This window comes from Mycobacterium sp. PDNC021, assembly GCF_048282635.1.
GTDB classification, from domain to species: domain Bacteria; phylum Actinomycetota; class Actinomycetes; order Mycobacteriales; family Mycobacteriaceae; genus Mycobacterium; species Mycobacterium llatzerense.
This window is the reverse complement of record NZ_CP182502.1, coordinates 3,197,481-3,224,017: the sequence shown is the minus strand read 5'-3', so window position 1 is coordinate 3,224,017 and position 26,537 is coordinate 3,197,481. Positions and strand designations below refer to the sequence as shown.

General features: G+C 66.4%; 24 protein-coding genes. 11 read left to right on the top strand and 13 right to left on the bottom strand.

The annotated features are described in order from the left end of the window. Positions 1-464 precede the first annotated feature (464 nt). The gene (locus ACNO8X_RS15210; RefSeq protein ID WP_418001672.1) at positions 465-1,034 is read left to right on the top strand and encodes a peptidoglycan endopeptidase; all 570 of its coding nucleotides are present in this window, start codon (positions 465-467) and stop codon (positions 1,032-1,034) included. Positions 1,035-1,099: 65 nt separating this feature from the next. On the opposite strand, the gene ACNO8X_RS15205 is transcribed toward ACNO8X_RS15210, so the two are convergent. Then, positions 1,100-3,475 carry an ATP-binding cassette domain-containing protein gene (locus ACNO8X_RS15205; RefSeq protein ID WP_418001671.1) on the bottom strand — a complete coding sequence of 792 codons (2,376 nt, stop codon included), beginning with the start codon at positions 3,473-3,475 and terminating at the stop codon, positions 1,100-1,102. A 217-nt stretch (positions 3,476-3,692) separates the two neighbouring features. Further along, complete coding sequence (locus ACNO8X_RS15200) at positions 3,693-6,146, bottom strand: Tex family protein (RefSeq protein WP_418001670.1); 2,454 nt, start codon at positions 6,144-6,146, stop codon at positions 3,693-3,695. 112 nt (positions 6,147-6,258) lie between these two features. On the opposite strand from ACNO8X_RS15200, the gene ACNO8X_RS15195 reads away from it, so the two are divergent. After that, the gene (locus ACNO8X_RS15195) at positions 6,259-7,428 is read left to right on the top strand and encodes a GGDEF domain-containing protein (protein ID WP_418001669.1); all 1,170 of its coding nucleotides are present in this window, start codon (positions 6,259-6,261) and stop codon (positions 7,426-7,428) included. A 9-nt stretch (positions 7,429-7,437) separates the two neighbouring features. On the opposite strand, the gene ACNO8X_RS15190 is transcribed toward ACNO8X_RS15195, so the two are convergent. Further along, the gene (locus ACNO8X_RS15190) at positions 7,438-8,724 is read right to left on the bottom strand and encodes a lipase family protein (protein ID WP_418001668.1); all 1,287 of its coding nucleotides are present in this window, start codon (positions 8,722-8,724) and stop codon (positions 7,438-7,440) included. Positions 8,725-8,991: 267 nt separating this feature from the next. Here ACNO8X_RS15190 and ACNO8X_RS15185 point away from each other — a divergent pair, with 267 nt between their 5' ends. Together ACNO8X_RS15185 and ACNO8X_RS15180 are read left to right on the top strand one after the other, a co-directional pair. Next, positions 8,992-9,684: a hypothetical protein gene (locus tag ACNO8X_RS15185; protein ID WP_418001667.1), complete on the top strand. Its 693-nt coding sequence runs from the start codon at positions 8,992-8,994 to the stop codon at positions 9,682-9,684. A gap of 4 nt (positions 9,685-9,688) precedes the next feature. After that, a complete protein-coding gene (locus ACNO8X_RS15180; RefSeq protein WP_418001666.1) occupies positions 9,689-11,647 on the top strand; it encodes a YhgE/Pip family protein in 1,959 nt (652 codons plus the stop codon). A 7-nt stretch (positions 11,648-11,654) separates the two neighbouring features. Here ACNO8X_RS15180 and ACNO8X_RS15175 read toward each other — a convergent pair whose 3' ends face one another. Genes ACNO8X_RS15175 through ACNO8X_RS15165 form a run of 3 tightly spaced genes read right to left on the bottom strand, consistent with a single transcriptional unit; the run spans position 11,655 to position 13,738 of the window. Continuing rightward, entirely contained in the window at positions 11,655-12,083 is a 429-nt protein-coding gene (locus ACNO8X_RS15175) for a VOC family protein (protein WP_418001665.1), read from the bottom strand. Positions 12,084-12,116: 33 nt separating this feature from the next. Beyond that, on the bottom strand, positions 12,117-12,536 hold the full coding sequence (locus ACNO8X_RS15170) for a hypothetical protein (RefSeq protein ID WP_418001664.1): 420 nt from the start codon (positions 12,534-12,536) through the stop codon (positions 12,117-12,119). A gap of 11 nt (positions 12,537-12,547) precedes the next feature. Beyond that, complete coding sequence (locus ACNO8X_RS15165; protein ID WP_418001663.1) at positions 12,548-13,738, bottom strand: globin domain-containing protein; 1,191 nt, start codon at positions 13,736-13,738, stop codon at positions 12,548-12,550. Positions 13,739-13,976: 238 nt separating this feature from the next. On the opposite strand from ACNO8X_RS15165, the gene ACNO8X_RS15160 reads away from it, so the two are divergent. Continuing rightward, complete coding sequence (locus tag ACNO8X_RS15160; RefSeq protein ID WP_418001662.1) at positions 13,977-14,336, top strand: PE-PGRS family protein; 360 nt, start codon at positions 13,977-13,979, stop codon at positions 14,334-14,336. On the opposite strand, the gene ACNO8X_RS15155 is transcribed toward ACNO8X_RS15160, so the two are convergent. Both ACNO8X_RS15155 and ACNO8X_RS15150 read right to left on the bottom strand, forming a co-directional pair. Then, positions 14,333-14,992, bottom strand: coding sequence for a PAS and ANTAR domain-containing protein (locus ACNO8X_RS15155; protein ID WP_418001661.1), 660 nt, complete (start codon positions 14,990-14,992; stop codon positions 14,333-14,335). The two genes, ACNO8X_RS15160 and ACNO8X_RS15155, sit on opposite strands and share 4 nt — an antisense overlap. 107 nt (positions 14,993-15,099) lie before the next feature. After that, positions 15,100-15,906, bottom strand: a complete 807-nt coding sequence (locus ACNO8X_RS15150) for a SigB/SigF/SigG family RNA polymerase sigma factor (protein ID WP_418001660.1) — start codon at positions 15,904-15,906, stop codon at positions 15,100-15,102. A 420-nt stretch (positions 15,907-16,326) separates the two neighbouring features. Here ACNO8X_RS15150 and ACNO8X_RS15145 point away from each other — a divergent pair, with 420 nt between their 5' ends. Next, complete coding sequence (locus ACNO8X_RS15145) at positions 16,327-16,611, top strand: hypothetical protein (protein ID WP_418001659.1); 285 nt, start codon at positions 16,327-16,329, stop codon at positions 16,609-16,611. 50 nt (positions 16,612-16,661) lie between these two features. On the opposite strand, the gene ACNO8X_RS15140 is transcribed toward ACNO8X_RS15145, so the two are convergent. The 4 genes from ACNO8X_RS15140 to ACNO8X_RS15125 form a co-directional block, all read right to left on the bottom strand. Then, complete coding sequence (locus ACNO8X_RS15140) at positions 16,662-17,045, bottom strand: hemerythrin domain-containing protein (RefSeq protein WP_418001658.1); 384 nt, start codon at positions 17,043-17,045, stop codon at positions 16,662-16,664. 73 nt (positions 17,046-17,118) lie between these two features. Continuing rightward, on the bottom strand, positions 17,119-18,369 hold the full coding sequence (locus ACNO8X_RS15135) for an osmoprotectant NAGGN system M42 family peptidase (protein ID WP_418001657.1): 1,251 nt from the start codon (positions 18,367-18,369) through the stop codon (positions 17,119-17,121). Further along, positions 18,369-20,087 carry an N-acetylglutaminylglutamine synthetase gene (ngg, locus tag ACNO8X_RS15130; RefSeq protein WP_418001656.1) on the bottom strand — a complete coding sequence of 573 codons (1,719 nt, stop codon included), beginning with the start codon at positions 20,085-20,087 and terminating at the stop codon, positions 18,369-18,371. Before ngg ends, ACNO8X_RS15135 begins: the two co-directional genes overlap by 1 nt. Then, positions 20,084-21,889 (bottom strand): N-acetylglutaminylglutamine amidotransferase, encoded by a 1,806-nt coding sequence (locus tag ACNO8X_RS15125; protein ID WP_418001655.1) that lies wholly within the window; start codon positions 21,887-21,889, stop codon positions 20,084-20,086. Before ACNO8X_RS15125 ends, ngg begins: the two co-directional genes overlap by 4 nt. 541 nt (positions 21,890-22,430) lie before the next feature. Between ACNO8X_RS15125 and ACNO8X_RS15120 the strand changes: the two genes are divergently transcribed. After that, the gene (locus ACNO8X_RS15120) at positions 22,431-23,084 is read left to right on the top strand and encodes a DUF1361 domain-containing protein (protein WP_133762697.1); all 654 of its coding nucleotides are present in this window, start codon (positions 22,431-22,433) and stop codon (positions 23,082-23,084) included. Here the strand turns inward: ACNO8X_RS15120 and ACNO8X_RS15115 are convergent. Beyond that, entirely contained in the window at positions 23,062-23,733 is a 672-nt protein-coding gene (locus tag ACNO8X_RS15115; RefSeq protein WP_418001654.1) for a response regulator, read from the bottom strand. The genes ACNO8X_RS15120 and ACNO8X_RS15115 overlap by 23 nt on opposite strands. A 273-nt stretch (positions 23,734-24,006) precedes the next feature. On the opposite strand from ACNO8X_RS15115, the gene ACNO8X_RS15110 reads away from it, so the two are divergent. The 4 genes from ACNO8X_RS15110 (at position 24,007) to ACNO8X_RS15095 (ending at position 26,521) form a co-directional block, all read left to right on the top strand. Beyond that, the gene (locus tag ACNO8X_RS15110) at positions 24,007-24,240 is read left to right on the top strand and encodes a hypothetical protein (RefSeq protein WP_418001653.1); all 234 of its coding nucleotides are present in this window, start codon (positions 24,007-24,009) and stop codon (positions 24,238-24,240) included. Between the two features lie 41 nt (positions 24,241-24,281). Further along, positions 24,282-24,473: a hypothetical protein gene (locus tag ACNO8X_RS15105; protein ID WP_133762700.1), complete on the top strand. Its 192-nt coding sequence runs from the start codon at positions 24,282-24,284 to the stop codon at positions 24,471-24,473. Positions 24,474-24,557: 84 nt separating this feature from the next. After that, positions 24,558-26,108, top strand: a complete 1,551-nt coding sequence (locus tag ACNO8X_RS15100) for a histidine kinase (protein WP_418001652.1) — start codon at positions 24,558-24,560, stop codon at positions 26,106-26,108. Positions 26,109-26,149: 41 nt separating this feature from the next. Further along, positions 26,150-26,521: a LytR/AlgR family response regulator transcription factor gene (locus ACNO8X_RS15095; RefSeq protein WP_418001651.1), complete on the top strand. Its 372-nt coding sequence runs from the start codon at positions 26,150-26,152 to the stop codon at positions 26,519-26,521. Positions 26,522-26,537 lie beyond the last annotated feature (16 nt).

Below are 26,537 nucleotides of genomic sequence, written 5' to 3'. Positions count from 1 at the left end.
GCGTTGACCCTGAACTGACGGCGCAGGCTACTCGAACTTCTGCGCCACACACGCAGGGTCAACGGCCTGAGCCGACTCTGAACTGAGGGCCGACACCCCAAGCCACATGCGCCACAGGGGCGTCAGAAAGCCGCGCCACTTGACCGGTCCAGATGAACGGCAGATGTCGACACGGATCCATCTGTCCACACCAGATTCCGGCGCAAAAACCTCGCAGAGGCCCCGATAGCCGCCCGCAGAATTAGCTGGTTACAGCTCCGCAACGTGCCTCGCGACCTTGCATTTGCGGAAAAGCTGTGTATGGCAGTATGTTTTGCGTATTCACCTGCGAATACATGAAATCGCCTCTGCCCCAAGAAGATGCGAATAAACATACATGTAACGCACACCACACGATTCGCGAAACGTGATGGCAGACACAGTATTTTGACCAGCGCGATTTTTCGTTGCTAGCGTTCATCGTCATGTTTGCTATTGCGACCGCATCGCTGTTGGCTTTGGTCAACCAGGTTTCGGGTACGCCGTACATCTCCGGCGGAGACTCGGCACGCGGCACCGACTGCTCAGGATTGGCGTCTTGGGTGGCCAACGCCGCCACCGGCCGTCCCGTCTACGGCAACCGGTTCAACACCGGCAACGAAGAGGCCGCCCTGCGTGCCCGTGGCTTCCTGCCCGGCACCGCGCCCGGCGCCCTGAACATCGGCTGGAACGGCGGCCACACGGCCGTGACCCTGCCCGACGGCACCCCGGTGTCGAGCGGCGAGGGCGGTGGCGTCCGCGTCGGTGGCGGCGGCGCCTTCCAGCGCCAGTTCACCCACCACATGCACCTGCCGCTGGCCCCGGGTGAGGACATCCCCGCCGACCTGCCCTTGGATGGCCCGCTGGACGCGCCGCTGGCGCCCCCGGCCGGCCCGGCCGACATCCCGGCTCCGGAGATCATCCAGGCCGCCAACTTCGCGCCCGCCCCTGAGGCCCCTGCGCCGGCTCCCGAGGCTCCCGCTCCGGCCCCCGAGGGCCCGGAGATGCCTGTCTAACCGTTCAACGACCCCTCTGTTTCACAGTCAGGGCTGCGACCGCTCAGCGGTCGCAGCCCTGACTGCTATTTGACGTACTCGGCCAGGTGCGACCCGGTCAGCGTGTTGCCGGCGGCCACCAGGTCCGCAGGAGAACCCTCGAAGATCACCCGGCCACCGTCATGACCTGCGCCGGGACCCAGGTCGACGATCCAGTCGGCGTGTGCCATGACGGCCTGGTGATGCTCGATGACGATGACGGACTTGCCACCGTCGACGATCCGGTCCAGCAGCGCCAGCAGTTGCTCGACATCGGCGAGGTGCAGGCCGGTGGTGGGCTCGTCCAGGATGTAGACGTCGCCCTTCTCCCCCATTTGCGTCGCAAGCTTGAGGCGTTGCCGTTCTCCACCGGACAGCGTGGTCAGCGGCTGCCCCAGCGTCAGATAGCCCAGCCCGACGTCAACCATCCGCGCCAGGATTTTCTGCGCCGCGGGCACCTGTGCGTCGCCGTCGGAGAAGAACTTCTCCGCGTCGGCGACCGGCATGGCCAGCACTTCGGCGATATTCTGGCCGCCGAGGGTGTATTCGAGCACCGAGGCCCCGAACCGTCGGCCTTCGCACTCTTCACAGCGGGACTCGACGGTCGCCATCACCCCCAGGTCGGTGTAGATGACCCCGGCTCCGTTGCAGGCCGGGCAGGCGCCCTCCGAATTCGAGCTGAACAGTGCGGGTTTGACGTTGTTGGCTTTCGCGAACGCCTTACGGATGTGGTCGAGCAGTCCCGTGTAGGTGGCCGGATTGCTCCGTCGCGATCCCCGGATCGGCGCCTGATCGATGGCGACGACGCCGTCGCGGCCGGCCACCGAACCGTCGATCAGCGAGCTCTTGCCCGAACCCGCCACACCCGTGATCACAGCGAGCACGCCGAGCGGAATGTCCACGTCGACGTCCTGCAGATTGTTCGTGTCTGCACCGCGAATTTCCAAGGCCCCGTTGACTTCCCGCACTGTCTCCTTCAGCGATGCCCGGTCGTCCAGGTGCCGGCCGGTGATGCTGCCGCTGCTGCGCAGGCCCTTCACCGTGCCTTCGTAGACCACTTGGCCGCCGCCGGAGCCGGCCTCGGGGCCGAGATCCACCACATGGTCGGCGATGCCGATCACTTCCGGCTTGTGTTCGACGACCAGCACGGTATTTCCCTTGTCCCGCAACTGGATCAGCAGTTCATTCATGCGGGTGATGTCGTGCGGGTGCAGTCCGATGGTCGGCTCGTCGAACACGTAGGTGACGTCGGTCAGCGCCGAGCCGAGATGACGAATCATCTTGACTCGCTGCGCTTCTCCGCCGGACAGGGTGCCGGCGGGCCGGGCGAGGGACAGATACCCGAGACCGATCCCGACGAACGAGTCGAGCGTGTGCCGCAACGCCGCCACCAGCGGCGCCACCCCGGCGCCGAGGCGCTTGTCATCGGCCAGCGCCCCGACCCACTCGGCCAGGTCGGTGATCTGCATGGCGCATGCCTCAGCGATGTTGACGCCCTTGATCTTTGCTGAGCGAGCCAACTCCGAGAGTCGGGTCCCCTCGCACTCGTGGCAGGTCGTGAAAGTCACCGCTCTCTCGACGAACGCCCGGATATGCGGCTGCATCGCTTCGACGTCCTTGCTCAGGAACGACTTCTTGATCTGCGGGATGAGGCCCAGGTAGGTGAGGTTGACGCCGTCGACCTTGATCTTGGTCGCTTCCTTGTGCAGCAGGGCATCCAGTTCCTTCTTGGTGAACTTGCGAATCGGCTTGTCGGGGTCGAAGAAGCCGCAGCCGTTGAAGATTCGGCCGTACCAGCCCTCGATGCTGAAGCCGGGAATGGTGATCGCGCCCTCGTTGATCGTCTTACTGTCGTCGTAGAGCGCGGTGAGGTCGATGTCATTGACCGAGCCACGGCCCTCGCACCGCAGGCACATGCCGCCCACGATGTTGAAATCACGACGCTCCTTGACGGTGCGTCCGGCGCGTTCCATGGTCACCGCGCCGGCACCACTGATCGAGGCGACGTTGAACGAAAACGCCTGCGGGGAACCGATGTTCGGTTCCCCGATGCGGCTGAACAGGATTCGCAGCAGGGCGCCCGTGTCGGTGGCTGTGCCGACGGTGGAGCGCGGGTCCGAACCCATCCGCTCCTGGTCGACGATGATCGCGGTGGTCAATCCCTCGAGCACGTCGACGTCGGGGCGGGCCTGCGACGGCATGAATCCCTGGACGAACGCGCTGTAGGTCTCGTTGATCAGCCGTTGCGATTCGGCGGCGATGGTGTCGAAGACCAGCGAGCTCTTGCCGGACCCGGACACCCCGGTGAACACCGTCAGGCGCCGTTTCGGGATCTCGACGCTGATGTCCTTGAGGTTGTTCTCCCGCGCACCGACCACTCGGATCAGGTCATGACTGTCAGCGGCATGTGTTCTGCTGGGCATACCCACACGCTAACCGGGCGTCGATCAGCCGCGCTTCTCGATTCCTGATCAGCTACCGCATCGGCGCGTTGAGCCTGCGGCCAGGGCGCTGCGCACTCGAGATTTCACGCGCTGCCCGCAGGATCAATGCCGACATGGCGATGACCCTGCGAACAGGGTCACCGCTACTCGAACTTCTTGTGCGCCAACGCAATGTCAACGCAGAAGCAAGCCCGGGCTACTTGCCGAAGCCCGCCTTGCGCAGGGCTTCGGCCATCGAACCCGACGGCGCGGCCTCCCGGCGGCCACCGGCGTTGCCGCGCTGTGGATTACGTCCGCGATCCTGGTTCTGACCGCGGTTCTGGCCACCGCCACCGCCACTGCCATTGCCGCCACGGTTGCCGCCATCGCGGCCGCGCGGCTGACCGCCACCGTCGCGCCGGGGGCCGCTGCCCTGCTCGGGCCGCTTGCCGTCGCGGGGGCGCTGCGGATCGTCGTTCAACCGCAGGGTCAGCCCGATCCGCTGCCGCTCGACATCGACCTCGAGCACCTTGACCTTGACGACCTGACCGGACTTGACCACTTCGTGCGGGTCGGAGACGAAGCGGTCGGCCATCGCCGAGACGTGCACCAGACCGTCCTGGTGCACACCCACGTCCACGAAGGCACCGAACGCGGCCACGTTCGTCACCACGCCCTCCAGCACCATGCCGACCTTGAGGTCGGACACCTTCTCGACGCCGGCGGCGAAGGTTGCGGTGGAGAACGCGGGCCGCGGGTCACGGCCGGGCTTCTCCAGCTCGCCCAGGATGTCGGTCACGGTGGGGATGCCGAATCGGTCGTCGGCGAAGTCGCCCGGCTTGAGCGCCCGGAGCTTGCGCTCGTCGCCGATCAGCTCGGCAAGGGTGACGCCTGCGCGGTCCAGGATCCGGCGCACCACCGGGTAGGCCTCGGGGTGCACGCCCGAGGCGTCGAGCGGGTCGTCGCCTTCGCGGATCCGCAGGAAGCCGGCGCACTGCTCAAAAGCCTTGGGCCCCAGGCGCGGAACGTCGAGCAGGCCGCTGCGGCTGCGGAACGGCCCGGTGTTGTCACGGTGCGAAACGATCGACTCGGCCAGCGACTCGGTCACGCCGGACACCTTGGCCAGCAGCGGCACGGAGGCCGTGTTGAGGTCGACACCGACCGCGTTCACGGCATCCTCGACCACCGCGTCCAGGCTGCGGGCCAGGGTCCCGGGCGTCACGTCGTGCTGGTACTGCCCGACGCCGATGGACTTCGGTTCGATCTTGACGAGTTCGGCGAGTGGGTCCTGGAGACGACGGGCGATCGACACCGCGCCGCGCAGCGTGACGTCCAGCTCGGGCAGCTCGTGCGCGGCGTAGGCCGACGCCGAGTACACCGACGCCCCGGCCTCGCTGACCATCGCCTTGGTCGGCAGCCGCGAGGGACCTGAAGCCCCGGCCGCCTTGAGGTCCGCGATGAGTTCGGTTGCCAGCGCATCGGTTTCGCGCGACGCGGTGCCGTTGCCGATGGCGATCAGCTCGACGTTGTGCCGCGCGACCAGGGCCGCCAGCGTCGCTTTGGCAGCGTCCCACTTGTTCTGCGGCTGATGCGGGAAGATCGCGCAGGTGTCGACGACCTTTCCGGTGCCGTCCACCACCGCCACCTTGACGCCGGTGCGGAACCCGGGATCGAGTCCCAGCGTGGCGCGGGTACCGGCGGGCGCGGCCAGCAGCAGGTCCTTGAGGTTCTTGGCGAACACGGCGACGGCGTCCTCCTCGGCGCGCTGCCGCAGCCGGATCCGGGCGTCGACGGCCGCCGAGAACATCAGCTTGGTGCGCCAGGCCCAGCCGACCGTCGCGGTCAGCCATGGCGTGGCCGCGCCGCCGGCACCCATGTCCACCCCGAGCGACTGGGCGATCATGGCCTGGTACAGCGCGTCGTCGCCACCGTCGAAGTTGAGCGACAGCGCTTCTTCCTTCTCACCGCGCAACACCGCGAGCACGCGGTGCGAGGGCATGGCCTCCAACGGCTCGGAGTACTCGAAGTAGTCGCGGAACTTCTGCGCGGCAGGGCTTTTCGCCGCTTCCTCGGACCATGGTTTGGTGCTCAGCGCGCCGTCGGCCCAGAACTTCTCGCGCACCGCACCGACCAGCTCGGCGTCCTCGGACACCCGCTCCACCAGGATGTGGCGGGCCCCGTCGAGCGCGGCGGCGACGTCCGCCACCTCCTCGGCCAGGAATTCGGCGGCGACTTCGTCGGGGTTGAGCGTCGGGTCGGCGAGCAGCCGGTCCGCCAACGGCTCCAGGCCTGCCTCGCGGGCGATCTGCGCCTTGGTCCGCCGCTTGGGCTTGTACGGCAGGTAGATGTCCTCGACCCGAGCCTTCGTCTCCGCGGCCAGCAGCGCCGCCTTCAGCTCGTCGGTCAGCTTGCCCTGTTCCTCGATCGAGGCCAGCACCGCGTCGCGCCGCTGATCCAGTTCGCGCAGGTAACGCAGCCGCTCCTCGAGGGTGCGGAGCTGACCGTCGTCCAGGCTGCCGGTGACTTCCTTGCGGTACCGAGCGATGAACGGCACCGTCGCACCCTCGTCCAGCAGCCGTACCGCGGCGTCGACCTGCCCCTCGGCAACGGCCAGCTCTTCGGCGAGACGGGCGTTCACGGACTTGACGACAGACTTGACGCTCAAATTCACGGGCTGGACCCTACCCAATGCCGGCGACAGCCGTCGGCAGCGGCGAGTAAGTTTGCGCTATGCCCCAGCCGCTCCCGACGCCGCGTGCCCCGGGCGCAGGCGATAGCGCGACATGAACCCCGACGTGCGCACCCTGTGGATGGTCGTCTCGATGACCGCCCTGGTTTTCGGGTTGCTGCATGTCTGGGTGGGCGCCGGTAAGCGGAGACACCCCGCAGTCCAGCTCTGGGGCGCGGGCAACTTCGCAGGTGCCCTCGGCGCCGGACTCCTGAGCGCCCGCGGGTTGGTACCCGAGGTGTTGTCGGTGACGGTCGCCAACATCCTGCTCGTCACCTGTTGGTCGTTGATCTGGGGCGGCCTGTGCGCTTTCAACGGGCAACCCATCCGCGGCCGGGCGATGGCGGCCGGGCCGCTGGCCGTCTTGGTTGCATTCCAACTGATACCGCCGTTCACCACCAGCATCCCGGCCCGCGTGTCGCTCACGGCCCTGGTGCTGGCCGGATATTTCGCGCTGAGCGTCATCGACGGCATCAAGGCCCAGCGCGTCGAGCGCCTGGCTTCGCGGCGCATCCTGATCGGCCTGTACGTCGTCGCGGCCGCGGCGACGGTCGGGCGCGCGGTCAGCCTGCATCTCGATACCGGCGCCGTGCAGTTCGCCACGACCACCCCGCTCGTGTCGCTGCCGATGCTGTTCTTCGCATTCACCGTCATGGCCATCAACCTGTGTCTGTCGCTGATGGGGTGGGAACGGCTCGAGGACCAACTAGCCGACGCGGCCATGCTCGACTCCCTCACCTGCACCCTCAACCGCGCCGGGTTCATGATCCAAGCGCAGCGGCTCGCCGAGGAATGCGTCGCGCGGCAGCTCCGGTGCTCGGTCATCGTGATGGACCTGGACGAATTCAAGGCCGTCAACGACGTCTTCGGGCACGAGGCCGGCGACCGGCTGCTGGCCGAATTCGCGTCCGTGGCACGGTCGAACCTGCGCAGCGGCGACCTGCTGGCCCGGATCGGCGGCGAAGAATTCTGCGCCATGCTGCCGGGCGTCGATGAAAGTCAGGCGGCGGTCATCGCCGACCGGCTCCGGGTGGCGTTCGCCGCCGCGACCTTCAGCCACAACGACGTTGTCCTCGCCGGAACGGTGAGCATCGGGGTCTCCCAGCTCGGGCACAAGGCCGGGTTGCGCTCGGCCATCCACCGCGCCGACGTGGCGATGTACGAGGCGAAGAACCGCGGCCGCGATCGGGTGATCCGCGCATCTGCGGCCGGCGAGCGCGACTGAGCCTCCGGCTCAGTACGTCCCGCAGTTCGGCGACGTGGGCTCACCGTTGAACCGCGCGGCGATCCACTGCATCGCCGGCTCACCGTCGACCAGCATCGGCAGGGCATGGTTGATCACGAGCTTGTTCAGGAACGGCGGTTCCTCGTTGGTGCGGAACTCGATGTCGGCGCCCTTGTCGCACCAGTCGCGGCCCAGCTGGTTGGCCGCGGTCCACGGCACGAGCGGGTCGTATCGGTTGCTGTTGATCAGCACCGGGGCGTTGGGCTTGTACTTGCCCAGCTTCTGCATCTCGAACAGTGTCTTGAACGGCTCTTCCCCGATCAGCACGTTGATGTCTTCGGTGAAGTACGGCTGCAGGTGCCGGAACATGAAGTCGACGATGGTCTGCCCCACGCACTGCCGCGAGACACTCTCGAGCATGTCCTTGCCGCGCTGGGTGAGCTTGGAACGAATCAGGTCGGCGAACTCCGGGTACGCGTAGATCTCGCCGTTGAGCGCGTAGCCGACCACGCCGACCAGCGCGCTGCCGTCGGTGTACGGGAACAGCTCTTTGAGGTCGGCCACCGGAGCCCCGGCGTAGGTGCCGACGACGTGCAGGTCAGGTGCATAGGAGGACGCCAACTCCGCCGCCGATGCCGCGGCGCCGCCGCCTTGCGAATAGCCCCAGAAGGCAACCGGCCCATTGGGATCCAACGAGGTGCCCGGGAGTTTCTTGGCGGCCCGGGCGGCGTCGAGCACCGCCGCGGCCTCGGCGACGCGGTTGACGTACGTGTGCATCCCGGGGGTGCCGAGGCCCTCGTAATCGGTCATCACGATCGCGAAACCGCGGGCCACCATGGTGGCGATGAACGCCTCTTCGTAGTTGACCATGATGTCCCAGCCACCCGAGTAGTGGATGCCCTGGTTGAACTGCCGCGACGGCGCGCACTGGTTGCCCTGACCCTGCGTCCCCACCGCGTAACTGATCAGCGGCCGGGGTCCCTTGCCAGGCCAGTCGTTGTCGGGCTCGAAGTAGGTGCCGGTGACCGCGACCGGGTTTCCCCTGGCATCGGTGCTGCGATACATGATCCGGGTCCCGGTGGCCATGATCGCGCCGAGCTGGCCCGACGGTTCGAGCACCAGGCGCGACGGTTCGGTCCGGATCAGATCACCGGGCCGGCCCGGCGGCAGCGGATCCGGCGGCAGATAGAACTCGGCGTACTGCGGCTCGTCGCCGTCCGCGTGGGCAGCGGGCATTCCCGCCAGCACAGAAACGATGAGTAGACACGCGGCTAGGACGCCCCCGAAGCGATGCATAACGGGACGATAACAATGAGACTCTCGTACACGAAATCGACGATCCCCGAATCAAAGAATTATGTTCTTGACAGACGTCGAGTGGCGAGTCGCACAGACACTACCTGGAAGCGATCCGCGAGGTCTGCAGGCATGTCTGTGCCTGCCATGTCATCTCGCCCCGGATTCGGCGTGACATCACAACCCCCGGATGCCCGCTAACGGCAGATTTCCCTTGCCACGCTGATTTACTGGCCATCGTTACTTCGACCCCGGAGATGAGCAGCAATGGACGACGAGACGACGGCCGCCCTCGACACGGCGGACACCCCGCCGGTGATCACCGCGCAGGGCCTCAGCGTCGTCGGCGAGCATGGCCCGCTCTTCTCTGATGTCGACCTGGAACTGCGGCCCGGGTTCCACGCCATCCAGATGCCCGGCGGGCCGGCCCAGCACACCCTGTTGCTGTCGCTCGCCGGCCGGCTCAAGCCGACCAAGGGCACCGTCACCGTCAACGGGGCGACGGGACCGCGTGCGATCCGCAAGCACTGCGCGATCGCGGCCTTCGAGGACATCGACGATCTCGAGGACATGGTCACGGTCCAGACCGTGCTCACCGAGCAGCGCCGCTGGGTGTCACCGTTCCCGGCCTGGGTGCCGGTCCAGTCCGACACACCGGAGATGACGGCGGTCTTTGGGGACGACATTCCCCTGCTGTCGCCGAAGACCTTCATCATCGAGCTGTCCGATCTGGAGCTCTTCCTGCTGCGTATCACCTTGGCGCTCATGTCGGACCGGCCCGTTTTGATCGTCGGCGACCTCGAGCAGGTGCGCGACAACGAGCGCCGGGCCGTCGCCGTACAGCGGCTCGGCGCCCTGGCCGAACACCGCACCGTCGTCGTCGGGGTGACCAACCCGCTGGGCGACGACGCGCCGCCACACGCTCTGCACGACCTTCGCACCCAGACCGAAAGGGCCTGACCCCATGCTTGCTGGACTCGCATTCGGCTCGGAGATCAAGCGATTCGGCCGCAGCCGCATGACGCGCGCGGCGATCGTGGTGCTGATGCTGCTGCCGCTGGTGTACGGCGCCCTGTACCTGTGGGCGTTCTGGGATCCGTTCGGCCAGGTCAACAAGATGCCGGTGGCACTGGTGAACGCCGACCGCGGCGCCGTCGTCGAGGGCGTCCACGTCAACGCGGGCGACGAGATCGCCAGGAGCCTTACGGCCGACAAGAGCCTGGATTGGCATGTCGTGAACGACAAGGATGCGCGCGACGGCGTCGAGCACGGCAAGTACTACTTCATGCTGGAGCTGCCGGAGGACTTCAGTGAGGCCATCGCCTCACCGGTCACCGGCGATCCGAAGAAGGCCCAGCTGATCGCGGTGTACAACGATGCCAACAACTACATCTCCTCGACCATCGGGCGCACGGCCACCAGCCAGGTACTCAACGCGGTGTCCACCCGCATCTCGGGCCAGGCGGTCAATCAGATTCTGTCCGTGGTGGTTTCGTCCGGCACCGGCATCAAGCAGGCCGCCGACGGGGCGCAGAAACTGGCCGACGGCGCGGCGCAGGTCGATACCGGCGCGGGCAAATTGTCGAGCGGCCTGAGCGACGCGCGCTCCGGCTCGGCCAAGCTCTCCGCGGGCGCCAAGCAGCTCTCCACCGGCATCAACCAGGCCACCGATCCGTTGTTGAAGGTGACCAAAGCCCTGTCGCAGGTCGGCGGCAGCACCGACCAGCTGCAGCAGAGCGCGACGGCACTGGAGCAGGCGGCCGATCAGGCCGGTGCGCTGGCCACCGCGCAGGACACGGCGGCCGCGGCGATCGGCTCGGTGATCCAACAACTTTCGGTGAATCAGGATCCGGTGTCGATCGGCGCCGTGAACACCCTGCGCGGCGTCCAGGACCAGTTGAACGGCCATCAGTTCACGCCACAGATCCGTCAGCAGATCACCGATGGGCGCAATGCGGCGATCTCGATGACCGAGACGCTGCGCTCCCCCGGCAGCCCGCTGCGGACGGCGCTCGATCAGGTGGGCGGCAGCGGTCAGCAGCTGACCGACAAGCTCAACCAGCTGCGCAACGGCGCCCAGCAACTGGCCACCGGAAATGCGCAATTGGCCGGCGGCATCGTGCAACTCGATGACGGGGCGCGCCAGTTGAAGTCCGGCACCACCCAACTCAAGGACGGTTCGCACGAACTGGCCACCAAGCTCGGTGACGGTGCCAAGCAGGTGCCGACCTGGACCGAGCAGCAGAAAGAGGCCATCGCCGACACCATCGGCGGTCCGGTGCACCTGGAGTCCTCACACGAGAACGGCGCCCCCAACTTCGCCACCGGCATGGCCCCGTTCTTCCTGACGCTGGCGCTGTTCTTCGGCGCGCTCGTGCTGTGGATGGTGTTGCGGCCCTTGCAGAACCGCCCGATCGCGGCCGAGGTGCTGGCAATCCGGGTGGTACTCGCGAGCTACCTGCCGGCCGCGGCGCTCGCCGTGGGGCAGTCGATCATCCTGTACTGCGTGGTGCGATTCGGTCTCGGCATGCAGGTGTCGCATCCGGTGGCGATGCTGGGCTTCATGATGCTGATCTCGCTGGCCTTCGTGGCCGCGACACAGGCCATCAACGCCCTGGTCGGACCGGCGGTGGGACGAGTGCTGATCATGGCGCTGCTGATGCTGCAGATGGTCAGTGCCGGCGGCATGTACCCGGTCGAGACGACGGCCAGACCCTTCCAGGTGCTGCACTCGTTCGATCCGATGACGTTCGGCGTCAACGGACTTCGTCAGTTGATCCTGGGCGGCATCGACGGCCGCCTGTGGCACGCGATCATCGTGCTGGTGTGTATTTGGATTGGCGCACTGGGCATTTCGAGCCTGTGCGCCCGCCGAAACCGGACCTGGAACCTGATCCGGCTCTTGCCCGCCATCAAGATGTAGCCCGGGGCTAGCCCAAGCTGACGGCGCCGTCGGCATTGATGCGCCACCCCGGGTTGTGCGCGATCTCCCAGATCACGCCGTTCGGATCCTGGATGTGCGCGTGGAACACCCCGCCGAACTGCCCGGGCTGCGGCGGCTTGAGGGTGGTGCCGCCCGCGCCGGTCATAGCCGCCGCCAGCTCGATGACCTCGTCTTGGCTGTCGACGTTGTGCGCCAACGTGATTCCGCTGACCTGTGAGTGGTCAGCGGCCTGTGCTAGGTCGGCGTTGAACTTCTCCGCGAGGAAGAAGCCGAGCAGCTGGCCCGGCGCCGTCTGATAGAAGATGATCTCCCCCGGCACATCGAGCGTCGGCGTCCAGCCGAGCGCGGTGTAGAACTGCCGGGTCGCATCGAGATCAACGGTGGCCAACGTGAAGAAGTGCACTTGCTGCTTCATGACCCCAGGCTACGTAGCCCCACCGACATGCTGTCAGAGCAAACAGACGCCGGCGACCAGGAGTGCGACGACCTTGATCAACTCCAGTGCCACGTAGAAATAGTGACCACGTGAGCGGGGGCCGACGCGGCCCGCCAGCACCTCATCCGACCGGCGATTCAGCCCGGGACGCACGGCGACCAGCTGCACGGCCAACGCCCCCACGGCCACGGCGAACGCGGTGGTGACGGCTGCGGCAGGCCGACTCACCAAGGCCGCCAGCACAATTCCCGCCGCGAACGCCAGCTCGACGGTGTTGAGCGCCCGGAACACCAGCCGCCCGATGCCTAGCCCGATCGGCAGGGTGACGTTCGGTGCCCGGAATTTGAGCGGCGCCTCCAGGAAGGAGATGGCGAGCACCATCCCCAACCAGACGAAGGTGATGACAACCTGGATCGCTGTGGCAGTACTCATTGGCAGCGAGGCTAGGCGGCCAGCGGGCTGAACGCTTCGAACCAGACGCGGTCACGCGGCACGCCCGCGTCCCCGAGCTGCCGGACCGCCGCTTCCATGAACGGTGTCGGACCACAGATGTAGACGTTGGCGTCAGAGCGGAAGTCGATGGCGCTGAGGTCGATTCGGCCGCGCCGGTCGGGTGCGGTCAGCGGATAGCCGTCAGGCAGCCCGTCGTACCAGGTATGCAGCGTCGCGCCCGGAATCTGCGCGACCAGGTCGGCCAGTTCCGCGCGGTGCGCGTGACTGGCACGGGTGCGGTCGCAGTGCACCACGGTCACGGAGCGTCCCGGCTGCTCGGCCGCGATGAAATAGAGCATGCCCAGCACGGGGGTGATCCCGATGCCTGCCGAGATCAGCAGCAGCGGGGTGTCCGCGGGACTGTCGAGGGTGATGTCACCGAACGGGTGTGACACCTGCAGCACGTCGCCTTCGAACACGTACTCGTGCAGGTATGACGACACCGCGCCATCCCGACGCACCGAGATGCGCCATCGGTCGTCGACTCCGGCGTGCGACAGGCTGTACTGACGAATCTGGCGGGCCCCGTCGGGCAGCTGGACCGCCACCGAAATGTATTGTCCCGGAGCGAAATCAGGGAGTTCGGCGCCATCGGCAGCGGCGAGGCCGAAGGCCACGGTGAGCGGCGACTGCTGTACCCGTTCGACCACCCGGACCGGCATCCAGACATGTTCCGGGTCCGTTCCGGCCGCCTCGTACAGTTCGCGTTCACGGCCGATCAGCGTGTCGGCCATCGACCAATAGACCGCAGTCCACGCCTCGGCGACATCGGCGGTGACGACGTCCGCGCCGAGTACCTCGACGATCGCCGCGAACAGGTGCTCATAGACCACCGGGTATTGCTCGGGTGCCACACCCAGGGACGCGTGCTTGTGCGCGATCCGTTCGATGACGTCCGCGCCGGGAGCGTCAGGATCGACGAGCAACGTGGCATACATCGCGACCGATCCGGCCAGCGCCTTCTGCTGCGACCCGTTTGCCTGATTGCCGCGGTTGAACAGATCCCGCTCCAACTCGGGATGCGCCGCGAACAACCGGCGGTAGAAGACCGGCGTGATCTCGCCGATCGCACCGCCGACCACCGGCAGCGTGGCCGTGACGACCTCGGCGTGGGCCGGCGACAACTGGACTGTAGACAACATGGCAGAACCTCTCACTTCGTCGTGACTGCGCTGGCGCGACCTGGATCGAAGATTCCCCGATACCCGTCCTCCACCTGTCAACCAGCCTATTTAAATAAGCATGATCGATGCAAGTTTTAACGAAGGTGAGCTACGACACAACGTAGTAATAGCTTCGTCGCGTGCCAGGACCACTGATTTACGAATCCATCCGCCAACCCGACGTTTGACCGCGCCGGATGCCGGTTATGCACTAGACATGTTCAGTAACAAGGTGATTCCATTCCTGGCGGCCGGCGCGTTTGCATCGGCTGGCGTGGCCGCCCCGTTCGTAGCAGCCGATATCGTGTCGAGCACCGTCGGCAACAACCCGGTCTTGACCAGCTATCCGTTACAACCGGCCGACAATGACGGCCCGGGCGGCAGCGGCTGCGTCAACGGCCAGTGCGGTTCCGGCGGCGTCAACGGTGGCCCTGGAGGCGGCCCGGGAGGTGCCGGCTGTATACCCACCCAGTACGGCCCGGCCTGCGGTTCCGGGGGTGTCAACGCCGGCCCGGGCGGCATTCCCGGTGGCAGCGGCTGCATTCCCGGAGTCGGCTGCGGCGGCGGCCACGGCTAGTCGTCGGCGAGCCCCGTATCGGCGACCAGCAGCCGGTCGACAGCGCTGGTGCTCTCGGGCGAAAGTCCCTGTCGCATCAGCGCATCGAGGAACTCGGCGGCCACGGTCTTGAGCTTCACCTGCGTCGCCTGCGACCGCCATTTCAGGATGTCGAACGCGCGGTCGGCGTCGACGCCATAGGTCACCATGAGCACGCCCTTGGCTTGCTCGATCAGCGCACGTGATTCCACGACGCGGGACATGGCCTTGGTGACGTCCGACTGCACACTCTCGGTGACGTCGACGTAGAACCCTTCGGTCCCGATCACATGACCGGACTCGTCCGTCATCCGGTCACCGACGACGACCAACCACCGTGTGCAGCCGGAGGCATCGATTATCCGGTGCCGGCTGCTGAACTGGCCGCCCCGCTTGACCCGATCCAGCACCTCCGCGACTTTCGCCCGATCGTCAGGATGCTGATGGCTCAACAACAATTCGGTCGTGGGTTGGGCCGCCCCCGGCTCATATCCGTGCATGCGGGCCACCTGGTCCGACCACACCCAGCGCTGATCGGCGACGAAGTAATGAAACTTGCCGACACGCTGGTTTTCCCCGCCGCTGAAGACAGCGGCCACCTCCCACGACTCACGACTGTCGATATCCGTATCGGTCATATCCGTCACTCGGCGCTCGGGCATAGTCGTATCCAGCCCGTGAAATCCGGACCTGATTCATCGTAACCCGTTATGCCCGAGCGCCGTCAGCTGTGCGCCACGTGCTGTCAGGCCTGCGCAACCTGCTCCCGAACTTCCCGCAGGGTCCGATCGAGAATCCGCGAGACGTGCATCTGCGAGACGCCGATCGTGTCGGCGATCTGGCGCTGCGTCTTCGATGCGAAGAATCGCAGGTAGAGGATCCGTTGCTCACGAACCGGCAGAGCTTCCAGCACCGGCTTGACCGATTCGCGCTCGGTGACCCGCTCGAACCCGTCGTCGACATCACCGAGTACGTCGGAAAGTGACTGCGGATTGTCATCGTTGTCGACGACGGGCGTGTCGAGGGACTGCGGCTGATAGGCATTGGCCGCCAAGAGTCCTTCTGTGATCTGTTCCGGCGCAACGCCCAACGCCTCGGCCAGTTCGCCGGCGTTCGGCGTACGACCCAGCCGCTGCGTCAATTCTGTTGTCACACCTTTGATTTGCTGACGGATATCTCGGATGCTCCTCGGCACGTGGACTTTCCAGCCATAGTCCCGGAAGTGGCGGCGCAACTCCCCCATGATCGTCGGGACGGCAAACGCGACGAAGGCTGCCCCATTATTGGGGTCGAAGCGGTTGACCGCCTGGATCAAACCGACTCGGGCAACCTGGATCAGATCGTCGAGGTTTTCGCCCTTGCCGTCGAAGTGGCGGGCCAGCCGGTCCGCCAGCGGGCAACACCGCAGCACGATGCGGTCGCGCTGCCTCATGAATTCGTCGGATTCCGCCGGGAGTGTGCGTAGCTTCGCCACCATATCCGGTACGTCCGCGTACTCATCGGAATACCGGGTCTTTTCAGGTAAGCGCTTCTCCAGCAACAAGGTTGACATGAACGTGCCTTCCACAGGCCCACAACACGCATGAGAAGAATCGGCTCTCCGAGCATCTGCTCGGCGCCGTGGCATACGCATTGTTTCCACCAGTCAAGGTGGACCGGCAATCTGCCGTAGTCGACCGCCACCCGGTGTTCACTCAGCCGGGCCCTGATCTGGACCGCGGCCGCACACCGTACCGGTGGCGCTCAGCTGGCGTCGCTTCGGTCTAAGCGACTGCGCCGCATGGGCGCTGTAATCGACCATACCGCTGATCACAGCGTGACACCACCGCTACTCGCCGCCGACCATCGATAACGGCTGGTCAGACCGAAGAAACTTTTCTGCCAGAACAGGTTTGGCCGGCAACGGCCCGGGGTATCCAACGAACCGGCGAAAGCAACATCCGAAAAACACTGACAGGAAGTGCATTTTTCGATGGCGGTGTGTATTACCTGCGGAACAGATTGCGATCAGTCGTTCACCGTCAACTGGAACGGCCGCAGCGCCAGCTTCGACTGCATCGAGTGCATGGCCACCATGGTGGCCCCGACGTGTCGGCACTGCGGCTGTCGAATCCTGGGCCACGCGTTGCGAGTCGACGGCATCCCGTACTGCTGCGACCATTGCGCCCAGGCCGGAGACGACGGCGCCAAGCCGTCGGCAAACACCGAGCGTTGGCAGTTCGGCTTGCGGTCGATCGCGCCGGTGCCGGGTGATTGAAGCCCTGCCGGTTTAGACTGGCTCGCGTTACATGTCGAAGACTCTCGACATCACCGACCCGTCAGCAGCGGAAATTCTTCTGCTTCGACGCGTTGTGTGTGGTCCTCGGTGGCCTGCTGCAGGTCGGTCAACGCGGTCTCGAATTCCGCGGATGTCAGGTCCAGCTGCTTCACGTGGTCCAGCTGCTCCTTGGTGTCGTCCGCTTCGCCGCGCAGCGACTCGACCACGCGCCCGCGCCGTACCCGCGGGTGCACCAGCAGCTCCTCGGTCACTTCTTGGGCGGTCAGTGCCGCGCGCAGTTCCGCGAAATACTGCTGACGCTGGATGGCGTCCTGCGCGTGCAGCGTCTTGTCGAACAGGCGGCGCGTGGTCAGGTGCTGAGCCTTGACGTAGTCGATGACGTCATCTCTGGCAGTCGTCGACACAGGTGTCATGCGATCCCCCTTTTATGTCTGGCCCGGGTGTATCCCGGTACTACTGCCCAGTCCGCGCCGAAGTAAACGCCGGCTACCCGTCCCCGCTGCCGTCCTCGGGTGGCCAGTGATGCCCTTGTGACGCCGTCCCGGGGTCCGCGAAGTCGCCGCGCGACAGCGGCACCCATTGCTCGCTGGCCACGGCCTGTTCGGCGGGAAAATCTTCCAGGTCGCCGAACGGCTGTGCGTCCCACATCTCGAACGTCAATGGCGTCTGGAGCCAGCCGTACAGCAGCAGGTACGTGGCTTCGAGCGAATCGAGATGGGTGCGTTCCCAGCCGTGACTGCCGTCGAGCCCGAATCCCACGAGCGCCGCGCGGGTGGCGGCGCCGGCCTCGATGGCGGCCGCGACATCCGACCGGTAGTACCGAAAGATGTCGCGGGCGTAGGTGATTCCCTTCTCCTGGGCCAACCGGCACAACTTGCGGGTCAGGTAGTAGTCGAACGGTCCGTGCATGTCGGCCATCGGAATGGTGACGCCATGTTCGAGCGACTGCTGGCCGGGCGCGCACACCGCGTTGTCGACGGACACCAGTTCCGCCACGTCGGGTGGCAGTCCGTGGCTGGCACCGTGGCCGACTTCCTCGGTGATGGTCACCATGAGCGTCGTCCGATGCGGCAGCACGATGTTGCGCTCGGCGATGACCTTGGCCAGCGTCAAGGCAATGGCCACGCCGGCCTTGCCGTCGAGGTGCCGGGAGACGACGAAGCCGTCTTCGGTCAGCTCAGGGCTGGCCACCAGTGCGACGAAGTCCCCGACGTTCAAGCCCAACTGCTCGAGGTCCGCGCGCGATGTCACATTGCGATCGACCCGGACTTCGACGTCGTCCCAACTGGTCGGCTGGGTGTCGATCTCGTCACCGAACGCATGACCACTTGCCTTGAGCGGCATCACCGTTCCGGTGAAGAATCGGTCGGCGTCGTCGGGCAGGATCCGGACCCGGGCACCGGTGGCGAATCGTGCCGAGAAGGTACCGACGGGCACGAGCGCAAGCCGGCCGTTGTCCTTGAGTTCGCGCACCATGCAGCCGATGGTGTCCGAGTGCACCACGATGGCGCGGTCTGTCGTCTGCGACCGTCCCGGCAGTTCGGCGATCAGCGCGCCGCGGCGGGTCAGCGTGAACGGCACACCGAGTTTGGTCAGGATCTGGCCGATCAGTTGCATCACCGCGTCGGTACGTCCCGACGGGCTCGGCGTCTGCAGCAGCGCCAAGAGCGTGTCGACCATCCAGCCCCGGTCGTCCACCGACATCCGAGGGCCTACGGCGTCGTCGAACTCAGCCATCAGCGCTGCTCGATCGGGTCGGGATGCCAGGCCCACGGCGTGGCCGCGGTACGCGGGAACAGCAGATCGATGAATGCCTGCGCGGTCGGGCGCGGCTCGTGATTGGCCAGGCCTGGTCGCTCGTTCGCTTCGATGAACACGTACTCCTCGCCTCGCACCGTCGGCACGATCAGGTCGATTCCGGTCACCGGAATCTCGATCGCCTCCGCCGCGTCCACCGCCACTTTCGCCAGCATGGGGTTGAGATCGTCGGTGACGTCGTGAATGGTCCCGCCGGTGTGCAGGTTCGCCGTGTGGCGCACAACCAGTCGTTCGTTCGCAGGCAGCACGTCCTCCAGCTGCCAGCCTTCCTTGTGCACGGTGTCGTCGGTGATGGTGTCCAGCGGAATCGCCGATTCCCCGTGCGTGGCCACCGAGCGGCGCCGGCTCTGCGCTTCGATCAGCTGGCGGATGGTGTGGGTACCGGTGCCGATCACCTCGGGTGGCCGGCGGATGGCCGCGGCGATCACCTTGCCGTCGATGACGACGACGCGTAAATCCTCTCCCTCGCAACGCTCTTCGATGAGAACATCGGGGCAGTGCTGCATGGCGAGCCCGATGGCGCGGTTCAGGTCATCGGCTCTGGTGACCCCGACGGTGATGCCCGCGCCCTGTTCGCCACGGGCCGGTTTGACGACGGCGGACCCCACCTTCTCCAGGAATCTGCAGTCTTCGTCGGTGAAAGTCGCCGTGCAGCCTTCCGGTACGCGGATACCCGCGTCCGCGACGACCGAGCGGGCGACGCGCTTGTCGTCACACCGGCTCATCGCCACGGCGCTGGTCAGCTCGGACAGCGATTCGCGGGTGACGACGCTGGTGCCGCCGTGGGTGAGCCGAAGGTAGCCTCCTTGCGCGTCGAGCACGTCGACCGCGATGCCCCGCAGGATCGCCTCGTCGGCGATGATGCGCGCATACGGGTTCAGGTGTGCCAGTTGCTCTTCCGGCTTCACCGGAGCGAACAGCGGCTCGTTGATCGCGTTCTTGCGTTTGATCCCGAGCGCTGCGGGCACCCGTGTGAAACCGATGCGCTCGTACAGCGCGATCGCGCCGTCGTTGTTGTGCAGCACCGACAGGTCCATCTGGGCCCGTCCCCGCCGGATGAACTCCTCGATCAGCGACCGCACCAGCAGGCCGCCGGTGCCGGGCCGGGTGGCGGTCGGCTCGACCGCCAGGCACCACAGACTGGAGCCGTTCTCCTCATCGCCGAACAGCTGGCTGTGATCGATGCCGGTCACCGTGCCGACAACCTGACCGGTCTGGTCATCGACGGCGACCAGGTACACCACCTGCGGTGCTGACTGGCTGTTGGTCCACATCAGGTCGCTGTCGGCCGGCACCATGTGACACCGCACGTAGATGTGGTTGATCGCGACGCAGTCGTCGACTGAATTCACCTGGCGGACTGACAATCCCGGCACATCGGGTGGCCGGAACTGCATCGGCTTCGTCAGGTCGAGCCGGTACGTGAAACTCGGGTCGATGAAGAACTCGTGGGGGTGCAGCGCGACGAACACGTGCGGCGCGTCGAGATACATCCCGATGTCGCGGCGCCCGCTGCCTTCCTCCCGCAGCGCGGTGCCGAACTCGTCGGGGTCGTGGAACGTCTGACCGAAGACCAGCCGCCCCCAGCCCATGTCCTGTACGACGCCTTCGGCTACCTCGTCGGCTCCCGCTGTCATGACCACACCGCCCCGTCGATGTGCTGGGCCAGCCAGAGTTCCAGCAATCCGATCTGCCACAACGGATTTCCGCGCAGCGGTGTGAGATTGCCGTTGGGATCGGCGAACATCTCGGTGACGACACCGGGGGCGAACAGCCCCCGGTCGCGCGCGGCCCGGCTGTGCAGCGCGTCGCCGACGAGGTCCAGGTAGGGCCCGGCCAGGTGCTTGAGCGCGGGCACCGGGAAATAGCCCTTGGGGCGGTCGATGACCTCGGCCGGAATGACCTTGCGCGCAGCCTCTTTCAGCACGCCCTTGCCGCCTTGCGCGGTCTTGAATTCCGGCGGGCAGGCCGCCGCCAGCTCGACCAGCTCGTGGTCGAGGAACGGCACGCGGCCTTCCAGGCCCCACGCCATGGTCATGTTGTCGACCCGCTTGACCGGGTCGTCGACGAGCATGACGGTGGTGTCCAGCCGCAGCGCCCGATCGGTCGCGGTGGCCGCTCCCGGCTGGCTGAAGTTCTGCAGGACGAACGCACCCGCGGAATCGTGCTCGAGTTGCCAGTGTGGCTGCAGCAGCCGGTTGACCGCCTCATGACTGCGGTCGAAGAATGCGCTGCGGTAGCGACGCAACGCGTCGAGTGGATCGTTGTCGACCGCGCTCGCCATCGGTGGGTACCAGTGATAGCCGGCGAAGATCTCGTCGGCGCCCTGCCCGGACTGCACGACCTTCACGTGCTGACTGACTTCCTGCGACAGCAGGTAGAACGCCACGCAGTCGTGGCTCATCATCGGCTCGCTCATGGCGTCGATCGCCCCGGAGAGGGCGGGCAGCATGCGTGACGAGTCGACGCGAATCTGGTGGTGGTCGGTGTCGAATTGGCGGGCGATGACGTCCGAGTACTTGAACTCGTCGCCTTCCTCGCCGCCTGCGGCCTCGAAGCCGATGGAGAACGTGGCCAGCCCGTGTTGGCCGGCCTCGGCGAGCAGACCGACGATCAAGCTGGAATCCAGGCCACCGGACAACAGGCAACCCACCGGCACGTCGGCGACCAGGCGGCGTTCTACCGCGGTGCGAAGTGACGCCAATACGGCGTCCCGCCAGTCGTCCGCGGTCCAGTCGGCCCGCTCGAGCGACCGCTCGAAAATGGGTTCCCAGTAGGTCGTTTCAGTGCGCTTCCCATCGGGTTCGATGCGCATGATGGTGCCCGGCGGCAGCTTCTGCACACCACGCAGGATGGTGCGCGGTGCGGGCACAACCGAGTGAAAGCTCAGATAGTGTTGCAGCGCAACGGGATCGAGTTCGGTGTCGACTCCGCCCGCAGCCACCAGGGCAGGCAGCGACGACGCGAAACGCATCGCTCCCCCGGCGGCCTCACACCAGTACAGGGGTTTGACCCCGAGGCGGTCGCGCGCCAGCAGCACCCGGCCCGACTCGATTTCCGCGACGGCGAACGCGAACATCCCGTAGAGGTGCTCGACGACCCGCTCACCCCACTCCTGATATCCCTTCAGCACCACCTCGGTGTCACTGTGCGAGAAGAAGCGGTACCCTTTGCCCGAAAGTTCCTGGCGCAGTTGGGGATAGTTGTAGATGCACCCGTTGAAAACGACGGTGAGGCCGAGCTCCGGATCGTGCATGGGTTGATGTCCGTGACTGGACAGATCGATGATAGCCAGGCGCCGGTGGCCGAGTGCCACCCCGTCCCGCACCCACAGTCCGCTACTGTCCGGGCCCCGCGATGCCAAACGGTCGGTCATGGCGGCAACTGCCGCCAGATCAGCACCACGGCCCCAGGCGATTTCGCCGGCAATGCCGCACATGGTGGAAAGTCAGCTCCCTTGGTGGACGTCTCCGGTTTCACCGTACCCGATGATCACCGCCGACGTAAGGATCGGTCAAATATGCTCTGCTGCACTGTGTTTGCTCGCCGAGCCTGCAGCGATCTGATTGACGGCCACGAAAACACCTGGCACACAAGCCGTACTCCGGCACCGTCATCTGGAGTTTTTCGTTGATTTCCAATCGATTTCGTAGCGCTGATTCCAGTTGGTCGGCTACCGCGTTGCGCGGTAGCCGACCAACGTCGTCAAAAAGTCTGTGCCACCGCCTGATTGGCGAGGGTGTTCGCGCGGCGCTCACACCGTGGGACCACCACGATGGTCACGCCCGCGCCGATCGCCGCGCGGCGCCGAATCCGCCGTATTAAGTTGTACCTCGGGTCCGTCAAGGACTGCTCCCCTCCGTGGCATCGCTCGGTCAACTGGGGCACGCGTGCTGCCCGCTGCCATTGGCATACCCGCAACCGGCGCGGCTAAACCTCAACCCATGAAGTGCCCACAAAATTGCAGGCACACTGGTCAGGTGATCGATTTCCGCGGGTACCTGCTGGTCGCCGCTCTGCTCGCCACGACCGCCCTGACCCTCGTTCTCGGGATCACCGATCCGGCAGCGCCGCTGTCCTACCCGACGTGGTTCCTGGTCTGGAACATGTTCCTGGCCTGGATTCCGATGCTCTTCGCCGGCGCCTTCGCCGCGGTATCCCGGCGCCGGTGGCTGCTTCCGCTGGGGTTGGGCTGGCTGGCGTTCCTGCCGAACGCGCCGTATCTCGTCACCGACCTGGTGCATCTGGGCGAGCAGGACGAGCTGTGGCGCCACGTCCTGCAATACGGGTTCGCCGCGTGGACCGGCATCTTGCTGGGCACCGTGTCGTTACTGCTGGTGCACAAGCGCATCGATCGCGAATTCGGTCCGATCTGGGGTTGGCTGACCGTGGTGGTGTCCGTGGGTCTGTGTGCGATCGGCGTGGTCATCGGCCGGTTTCAGCGGTGGAATTCCTGGGACCTGGTCACCCGGCCGCACGCCGTCGTCGCCGCCACGTTCGAGTGGGTGCGCTCGCCGCTGTCCTACGTGCAATCCACCGGGGTCGGGCTGGCGGTCGCCGCGTTCTTCGGGTTGGCCTACGTGACCGTCTGGGCGCTGAGCGGCCTGCGGTTCAGCGCGAATCCAGGAAGGTGATGACCGCCAGCACCCGACGGTGATCCTCACCCGTGTCGGGCAGGTTCAGCTTGCTGAGAATGCTGCGCACGTGCTTCTCGACGGTGCCTTCGGTCACCCAGAGCTGATGAGCGATACCGGCGTTCGAGCGGCCCTCCGCCATCAAGGCCAGCACCTCGTGCTCACGTTCGGTCAACACGGCCAGCGGGTCCTCCCGGCGCTGCGCCGCGAACAGTTCTTGCACGAGGGCGGGATCCACCACCGAGGCGCCGCCCGTGATGCGGTGCAGCGTCTCGAGGAAGTCGGTCACATCGATGACGCGGCTCTTGAGCAGGTAGCCGATGCGCTGGCCGCCGCCGAGCAGTTCCATCGCATGCTCGACATCGACGTGCGCCGACAGCACCAGGATCGCCACGTTCGGTAGCTCACCGCGGATCACCTTGGCGGCGTCCAGGCCCTCGGTCGTGTGCGTCGGCGGCATCCGGATATCCGTCACCACCAGGTCAGGGACGGTCTCCCGGACCAAGGTCAGCAGTTCACCGCTGTCACCGGCCCGCCCGACGACGGTGAAACCAGCGCCGGTCAACAGGCTCGCCACACCTTCCCGAAGTAGCACGTCGTCGTCGGCGATGACGACACGCGTCCCCTCGGTAGCGCCTACTGCGTCCACGTATGTCCTGTTCGTCTCGACCCCATAGCCGCCGTGCCCTCAGACGCCGGACGTGCCGCTCGTTGCGTTCATCTTGCCTGTCCACCGGCCTTCATCGCGGGCACTCCTGTGAATCAGCCCCTGGCCCGCTGACAGGGGGCTCCTATTGCAGCTAGCCCTACCCCGTATTTGGGCGCTGGCCATGACGACACCCGCGACGTTCCGGAGCAATGTAAAGGACAGCCGGACACGGCCAAGAGAAGTCATCAGAACACCGAAAGCTGGTAGAGGACAATGCATATCACCCGCACCCGGATCATCCCGCTGGCCGCGACGGCAGCCGCGGCCCTGGCCATCGTCGCCGCGCCGACCGCGGCCGCCGCCACCCTGCCCACCGATGCCACCGTCACGCAGAGCAACGGGAACGCCCAGATCGTGGCGACCCCGGGTCCGGCCGCTCAGGAGGCCGGCCAACTGCAGCAGCCGTTCGGCGGCAACTGGGGCATCCTGCTCTACCGCAATCACTGATCCCGACCCCACCCCGACCACCCCGAAAGCGAGCCCCGACCATGAAGAACACCCTGAAGCGCGTCACCGTGTGGTTGTCCATCGCCGCGGTCGGCGGGGCACTCGTGGTGGCACCCGTCGCCGCCGCAGACACCAACCCGACCGTCCCCAATGGCACCGACACCTACAGCCAGTATCAGAACGGCGATCACAACTCGAATGCCCCGGCCGGCCACATCGATCAGTCGTTCTGACACTTCGGTCCAGTCGCCGTCAGGGCCGCCCTGACCGCGGTTAGGGTCGGTGACGAGATCAGGCGACCAGGCGGGAGGCGGCGAATGAATCCGGCACGATGGAATCCGGCTGTCTCCACCCCGCCGTGGTACGTCGGGCTGCTCGTCGCCGCCGGCCTGATCGCCGCCGAGGTCGGGGTGGTACGGCTGCTGCGCGATCCCCCGCCGCACAGCACCTATGCCATCGTCTTCATGTTCGGGGTGCTGGTGATGAGCGCGGGCTGGGGCCTGGGCCTGTCCGTGCTGACCACCGTCGCCAGCGCCATCGCCTATCTGCAGGTGCATCTGGACGGCGGCCCGCTCCTGCCCCTCAAGCCGATCGATGTCCTCACCCTGTCCGTGTTCCTCCCGATCGCCGGAATCGCGAATGTCCTTGGCTGGCAACTGCGTACCCGTGCCCGCGACGCGCACCAGAGTTGGCAGGTTGCCGCAGAGGCGACGGAGCGGGTGAGCGAACTCGCCGACCAGCAGGGTGCGCTGCGACGTGTCGCGACCCAGATCGCCGAGGGCAGATCACCGGCCGACGTCCTGTCGAGCGTGGCGGACGAAGCCGCCGCGGTGCTGCACGTCCGCAACGCCGGGCTGGTCCGCTACGAGCCCGGCGGCACCGCGACTCTTGTTGCCGCACACGACGAGCCGGGCCTCACGACGGTGTCCGTCGGAACCACCTTTCCCCTCGACGGCGACGACGTCATCGCGATGGTCCGGACGACGGGTCGCCCCGCGCGGATGGACACCCACGCCGACGGTTCGACGGCGGCGCTCGTCCGCGATCTCGGCCTGCACGCGTGCGTCGGCGTGCCCATCACGGTCGACGGACAACTGTGGGGCGCAATGATTGTCGGCACGTCCGGTCCGGACGCCCTACCCGCCGACACCGAAGCCTGTCTGACGGATTTCGCCGAACTCATCGCCACGGCCATCGCCAACGCCCATGCGCGCGCCGAGCTCGTCGCGTCCCGCGCCCGTATCGTCACCGCCTCCGACAACGCCCGCCGCGGCATCGAACGCGACCTGCACGACGGTGCCCAGCAGCGGCTCGTCACGCTGGCGCTGCAGGTTCGCACCCTGCAGATGGCGATCCCGCAGGACCCGGCCGAGCTCCAATCCCGTATCGCGGGCATCGGCGATGGGCTGCGTACCGCCAGCGACGAGCTGCGCGAGCTCGCGCACGGGGTGCATCCCGCGATCCTGTCCCGCGGCGGGCTGCGTCCAGCTCTGCGCGACCTCGGCCGCCGTGCGCCGCTGCCGGTCGAAGTGCACGTCGACGTCCCGGTGCGGCTGCCGCAAGCCGTTGAGATCGCTGCCTATTACACCGTCGCCGAAGCCCTCACCAATGCCGCCAAGCACGCCCAGGCGTCCGTGGTCACCGTGAATGTCGATACTGACGCCACATCGCTGCGTATCTCGGTCGCTGACGACGGAGTCGGCGGGGCGTCCCTCGATGCCGGCAGTGGATTGCTCGGTCTCGAGGACCGAGTCGCCGCACTCGGCGGCAGGTTGCGCCTGACCAGCACCGCGAGCGCCGGCACCACCATGGTCGCGGAGATGCCGCTGGCAGACGAGCCACTGTCCACCGACACAGATACCGGCTAGCAGGAATGCCCAACCAGCATCCCGGGGCGACAATGCAATACATGACGAACCGCCAATCCCTGCGATGCGTCATCGTCGACGACAACGCCGACTACTTGGCCGCCGCGACAGCGCTCCTGCAGCAGAGCGATATCGAGGTCGTCGGTACCGCGCAGTCGATCTCGGACGGGATGCACACCGTGGAACGCCTCCGACCCGACATCGCGCTGGTGGATGTGAACCTCGGCGAGGAGAACGGATTCGACCTCGTCGCTCAACTGAACTCCCACTCCGGCACCGCCGACGTCATGGCCATCCTGACCTCGACGTTCACTGAACTGCCCATCGCAGATCTCACGACCGCCGACGCGCCCCCGAGATTTCTGCCGAAACTCGATCTGTCGGGTGACGCGATCCGCGCCCTCATCGGCTGAGCCAGCCGGAGGACGC

Bases quoted from the DNA above. Each gene is read 5' to 3' on its own strand.
- ACNO8X_RS15210 (WP_418001672.1), top strand. From the start codon at position 465: ATGTTTGCTATTGCGACCGCATCGCTGTTGGCTTTGGTCAACCAGGTT.
- ACNO8X_RS15205 (WP_418001671.1), bottom strand. From the start codon at position 3,475: ATGCCCAGCAGAACACATGCCGCTGACAGTCATGACCTGATCCGAGTG.
- ACNO8X_RS15195 (WP_418001669.1), top strand. From the start codon at position 6,259: ATGAACCCCGACGTGCGCACCCTGTGGATGGTCGTCTCGATGACCGCC.
- ACNO8X_RS15190 (WP_418001668.1), bottom strand. From the start codon at position 8,724: ATGCATCGCTTCGGGGGCGTCCTAGCCGCGTGTCTACTCATCGTTTCT.
- ACNO8X_RS15185 (WP_418001667.1), top strand. From the start codon at position 8,992: ATGGACGACGAGACGACGGCCGCCCTCGACACGGCGGACACCCCGCCG.
- ACNO8X_RS15180 (WP_418001666.1), top strand. From the start codon at position 9,689: ATGCTTGCTGGACTCGCATTCGGCTCGGAGATCAAGCGATTCGGCCGC.
- ACNO8X_RS15175 (WP_418001665.1), bottom strand. From the start codon at position 12,083: ATGAAGCAGCAAGTGCACTTCTTCACGTTGGCCACCGTTGATCTCGAT.
- ACNO8X_RS15170 (WP_418001664.1), bottom strand. From the start codon at position 12,536: ATGAGTACTGCCACAGCGATCCAGGTTGTCATCACCTTCGTCTGGTTG.
- ACNO8X_RS15165 (WP_418001663.1), bottom strand. From the start codon at position 13,738: ATGTTGTCTACAGTCCAGTTGTCGCCGGCCCACGCCGAGGTCGTCACG.
- ACNO8X_RS15160 (WP_418001662.1), top strand. From the start codon at position 13,977: ATGTTCAGTAACAAGGTGATTCCATTCCTGGCGGCCGGCGCGTTTGCA.
- ACNO8X_RS15155 (WP_418001661.1), bottom strand. From the start codon at position 14,992: ATGACCGATACGGATATCGACAGTCGTGAGTCGTGGGAGGTGGCCGCT.
- ACNO8X_RS15150 (WP_418001660.1), bottom strand. From the start codon at position 15,906: ATGTCAACCTTGTTGCTGGAGAAGCGCTTACCTGAAAAGACCCGGTAT.
- ACNO8X_RS15145 (WP_418001659.1), top strand. From the start codon at position 16,327: ATGGCGGTGTGTATTACCTGCGGAACAGATTGCGATCAGTCGTTCACC.
- ACNO8X_RS15140 (WP_418001658.1), bottom strand. From the start codon at position 17,045: ATGACACCTGTGTCGACGACTGCCAGAGATGACGTCATCGACTACGTC.
- ACNO8X_RS15135 (WP_418001657.1), bottom strand. From the start codon at position 18,369: ATGGCTGAGTTCGACGACGCCGTAGGCCCTCGGATGTCGGTGGACGAC.
- ngg (WP_418001656.1), bottom strand. From the start codon at position 20,087: ATGACAGCGGGAGCCGACGAGGTAGCCGAAGGCGTCGTACAGGACATG.
- ACNO8X_RS15125 (WP_418001655.1), bottom strand. From the start codon at position 21,889: ATGTGCGGCATTGCCGGCGAAATCGCCTGGGGCCGTGGTGCTGATCTG.
- ACNO8X_RS15110 (WP_418001653.1), top strand. From the start codon at position 24,007: ATGCATATCACCCGCACCCGGATCATCCCGCTGGCCGCGACGGCAGCC.
- ACNO8X_RS15105 (WP_133762700.1), top strand. From the start codon at position 24,282: ATGAAGAACACCCTGAAGCGCGTCACCGTGTGGTTGTCCATCGCCGCG.
- ACNO8X_RS15100 (WP_418001652.1), top strand. From the start codon at position 24,558: ATGAATCCGGCACGATGGAATCCGGCTGTCTCCACCCCGCCGTGGTAC.
- ACNO8X_RS15095 (WP_418001651.1), top strand. From the start codon at position 26,150: ATGACGAACCGCCAATCCCTGCGATGCGTCATCGTCGACGACAACGCC.